The organism is Microvirga aerilata, assembly GCF_016743775.1.
GTDB lineage: Bacteria > Pseudomonadota > Alphaproteobacteria > Rhizobiales > Beijerinckiaceae > Microvirga > Microvirga aerilata.
In genome coordinates this window covers 1-3,259 of record NZ_JAEQMY010000206.1, presented here as the reverse complement: position 1 = coordinate 3,259, position 3,259 = coordinate 1, and the positions used below count along the sequence as shown (strand labels likewise).

2 protein-coding genes are annotated in these 3,259 nt (G+C 57.9%); one reads left to right on the top strand and one right to left on the bottom strand.

Annotated features, from left to right (window positions below; translation table 11 throughout):
- Positions 1 to 167: 167 nt before the first annotated feature.
- On the top strand, positions 168 to 587 hold the full coding sequence (locus JKG68_RS31490; protein WP_202066289.1) for a M20/M25/M40 family metallo-hydrolase: 420 nt from the start codon (positions 168 to 170) through the stop codon (positions 585 to 587).
- Positions 588 to 701: 114 nt separating this feature from the next.
- Here JKG68_RS31490 and JKG68_RS31485 read toward each other — a convergent pair whose 3' ends face one another.
- Entirely contained in the window at positions 702 to 2,714 is a 2,013-nt protein-coding gene (locus JKG68_RS31485; protein WP_202066288.1) for an adenylate/guanylate cyclase domain-containing protein, read from the bottom strand.
- Positions 2,715 to 3,259 lie beyond the last annotated feature (545 nt).

Genomic DNA, 3,259 nt, shown 5'->3' with positions numbered 1-3,259 from the left:
ACAAGCTCGTCGACGAGAAGGGCCGGCTCACAACCCTCACGGCTTACCCGTACCTCATCGCGTCGGAAATTCCGTGAACGGGTATAATCCGTAAAGCGGGGGCTCATAGGGCTTCTGAGGAGCAGGCGGAAATTCCTTCCGCAGTACTGTCAAGTTTACACGATTGGATGAAGTTGCGGCTGGGACTGCCATCAAGCCGGTCCATATCAGCCCACCAAGGCAGCACCGGCGGCCTCGCGCCACGAAGCAAAGGTAGAACAATCGCGGCAGGAACAGCCATAACCTTTGATGCCGAGATCAGTGATATCTTCACCGTGCTTGAGAACGGCGAGGAGCATGCTCTTGCGCTGGCTGAGGTCGCCCGTGCGGTGATCGGAAAGGACAAGGTCCTGACAGCGCCTGAACCGATGATGGGCAGCGAGGACTTCGCCGACATGCTCCGCGCTGTGCCGGGTACTTATTGCTGGTTGGGACATAGTGGTGACGTTCCATTGCATAATCCAGGATTCATCTTCGATGACGCAATCCTGACCACCGGTGCAAGGCTCCTCGCCCGGCTGGTTGAAACACGCCTGCCCGCTATGTGAGCACACCTCCCTGCATGCAAGGCCCCTGACCACCAGCTTAAGAAGAGGCCACCGCAAGCGCAGGAGCCTCCACTCCATCATGCTACCTGATGGCGCAGTCCCATGCCGATACCATCATGTCGGCCTCTTGGACGTATAAACATGCACGCCCTTCCAACCGCTTGCCCGTGCGGCCACAAGGGCTTGGCGTATTTCCGAAGTATATGCAAGCAGGACACCCGCTGCATGATCGCGCGGATCGACACTGACGATGGCCGCAAATCCTCGCTCGGCCGTTTCAAAGTCACCTTCAACCAGTGATCTCAAAGCAGCCTCGTGAAGATCCCGTATTCTCAGCTTTGCGGAGTCCACTTCACCTTTGCGTCCAAGGAGTTCATACAGTTCGATCGGAGCCTCGCGACCTGCCACCGCAATCCGGTCAAGATGCCGCCACTCGAACCGATCGCCAGCAGCTGCATACACCGCTCCGTCGGTCAAAATGGCAGTGCCATAGACCTTGTTGAGCGCCTCGAGATGGCTCGACAAGTTCACCACATCGCCGATGGCAGTGTAGGCCAAGCGGTGTGAGGAGCCGATGTTACCCACCATAGCTGGCCCGAGGGCAAGGCCGATCCGGGTGCGGAATGGCATCATGCCTTCGGCTTGGCGCTGGGTGTTGAAGGAGACTAAACGATCCTGAACCGCCAAGGCTGCCTCACAGGCACGTGAGGCGTGATCGGGCAAAAGGTTCGGAGCATTGAAGAAGGCCATCGTGCCGTCCCCCATGAACTTGTCCAGAAGGCCACCGGCCGTTGTGATGGCGCCCTCCAGAAGGTCGAAGTAGCTGCCCAGTTCTCGACTGGTTTGCTCCGGCGAAAGGGTTTCGGCAATCTTCGTGAAGTCCGCAACGTCGGTAAACATCACTGTCAGGACCCGTGTTTCGCCTCCGGGTTCGACATCGCGACCACTGGCAAGGGTTGCCCGGACAAGCTCCCGGGGCACATAGAGGGCGAAGGACCGCAGACCTGCTTTCATAGCGGCCAAGGTTTGCCCCATTGTATCCAGCTCTGAGATGAACGATGGCACAGGAGGCGTCGTTGAGAGATGAAGCTCGCCCACACGCCGGAGATCCGCACTCATCTTCCAGATGGGGCGGGTGATCAGGCGCGCCATCCCAACCGCGACGACAAGTCCGATGGTGAGGAATATGAGACTTACAATCAGGGTATCTCGGGTCGCTTGTTGGATCGGACCATCGATCTCTTCGGCGGGAACCATCACGGCAAGAAACCACGGCCGTCCATTTCCTGGATCAAGCACGCGCCTGTCCATAACGATGGATGCATTGCCGACCAGGTCACCAAAGGTGCGGGCGAGGGGTGCGGAACTGCTCTGACGCCCGGCTGAGACAGCTGTTCCCATTTCATCAAGGGCGGTTTTCATCAGGGAAGGCAATGCAGATCGCCCCAGAACAACGGGGGCTCCCAAGGGCTGAGGGATGATGACGGCAGCGCGGCCGCTCTTGCCGATCCGAAGGCCACTGAGAAACTCATCAACCACCCTCAGGTGAAAGTCCGCTGTGGCGACACCTCCGCCGTGCTCGCTGGCAGGTGAGTTCATCCTCAGAACTGTTGAAACCCCCCACTCACCCTCAGCAAACTTGTATAGGTCGGTCCAGCGAGGCTGAGTGGCCTGGAGGCCGATAAGGAACCAAGGGGCTGTGCGCGGATCATACGGCACTTGCAGCAGGGCAGATAGTGCTACACGCGTGCCGTCGGCGCGGACCTCCCACTCTTGAGGCTTTCCTCCGTTGACCTCCAGGGCCGCTCGATTGAGGACGAGCATTCCGTTTCGGTGTGTCACGCCAATAAAGGCCCCAGTCTGAGCATTCGAGTAACTCAGCCAGGTCAGATCGCGGTCGGCCCTCATCTCCGCAATCAGATACGTGGCCAGGCGCTCGCTGTCGTTCAGATCGAGAAAACGCTCATTGATGAGCCGCTGCATCCGTGTCAGCGCCGATGGGCCCTTCTCGAGGAAATTGGCAATTTTCGTCTCAACTTCCGTCGCAGCCTGATCAACTTGCAGATGACTGATGACGCGAGAGCTTTCGTTGTTTCGGATCAGCACGAAGGCCGCAACGGCACCCAAGGACGTGGCCATGAGAACGATGGTCACGGCAATCAAGACAAAGCGGATCTTCAGTTTCATAGCCGCTGTCTCAGGTGTGAGAGCCTATAGCCTTGAGCGTAACTCTGTAGCAGCTCTTGATCGCCAGAAGTGAACTCATGGACTTGATCAGGGCTGCGGGCTTCTCAATAGAGCCGGCTTGCTGCACTGCGCAACGCACTCTGCACCAATCCAATTTACGATCATATCACTCAAAATGGCTGAGTGCCAAAAGCGAGCGCTGGAGAATAGTCGAGCAAGGGGACACGGGTAGCATCAGCACAAGAGCTCCTGTCCAAGCCGTTTTGACCTTTCTGGAGATCACGATACGGAGCACAGGTAAGCAAACGGATGCTGGCATGAGCGTCTGAAACTGGAACCAGGCAGACGAGGGCCGAACTACCGTGGTCATAGGGTAAGCTGACCTTCATAAGGCAGTGCCCAACGGTTCAGTTTGACCCAGTGCGGACCATCTGCTGATGCCGCATTCCGGATCGCCTCGTTTTGCGATTGACGCATACATGGGC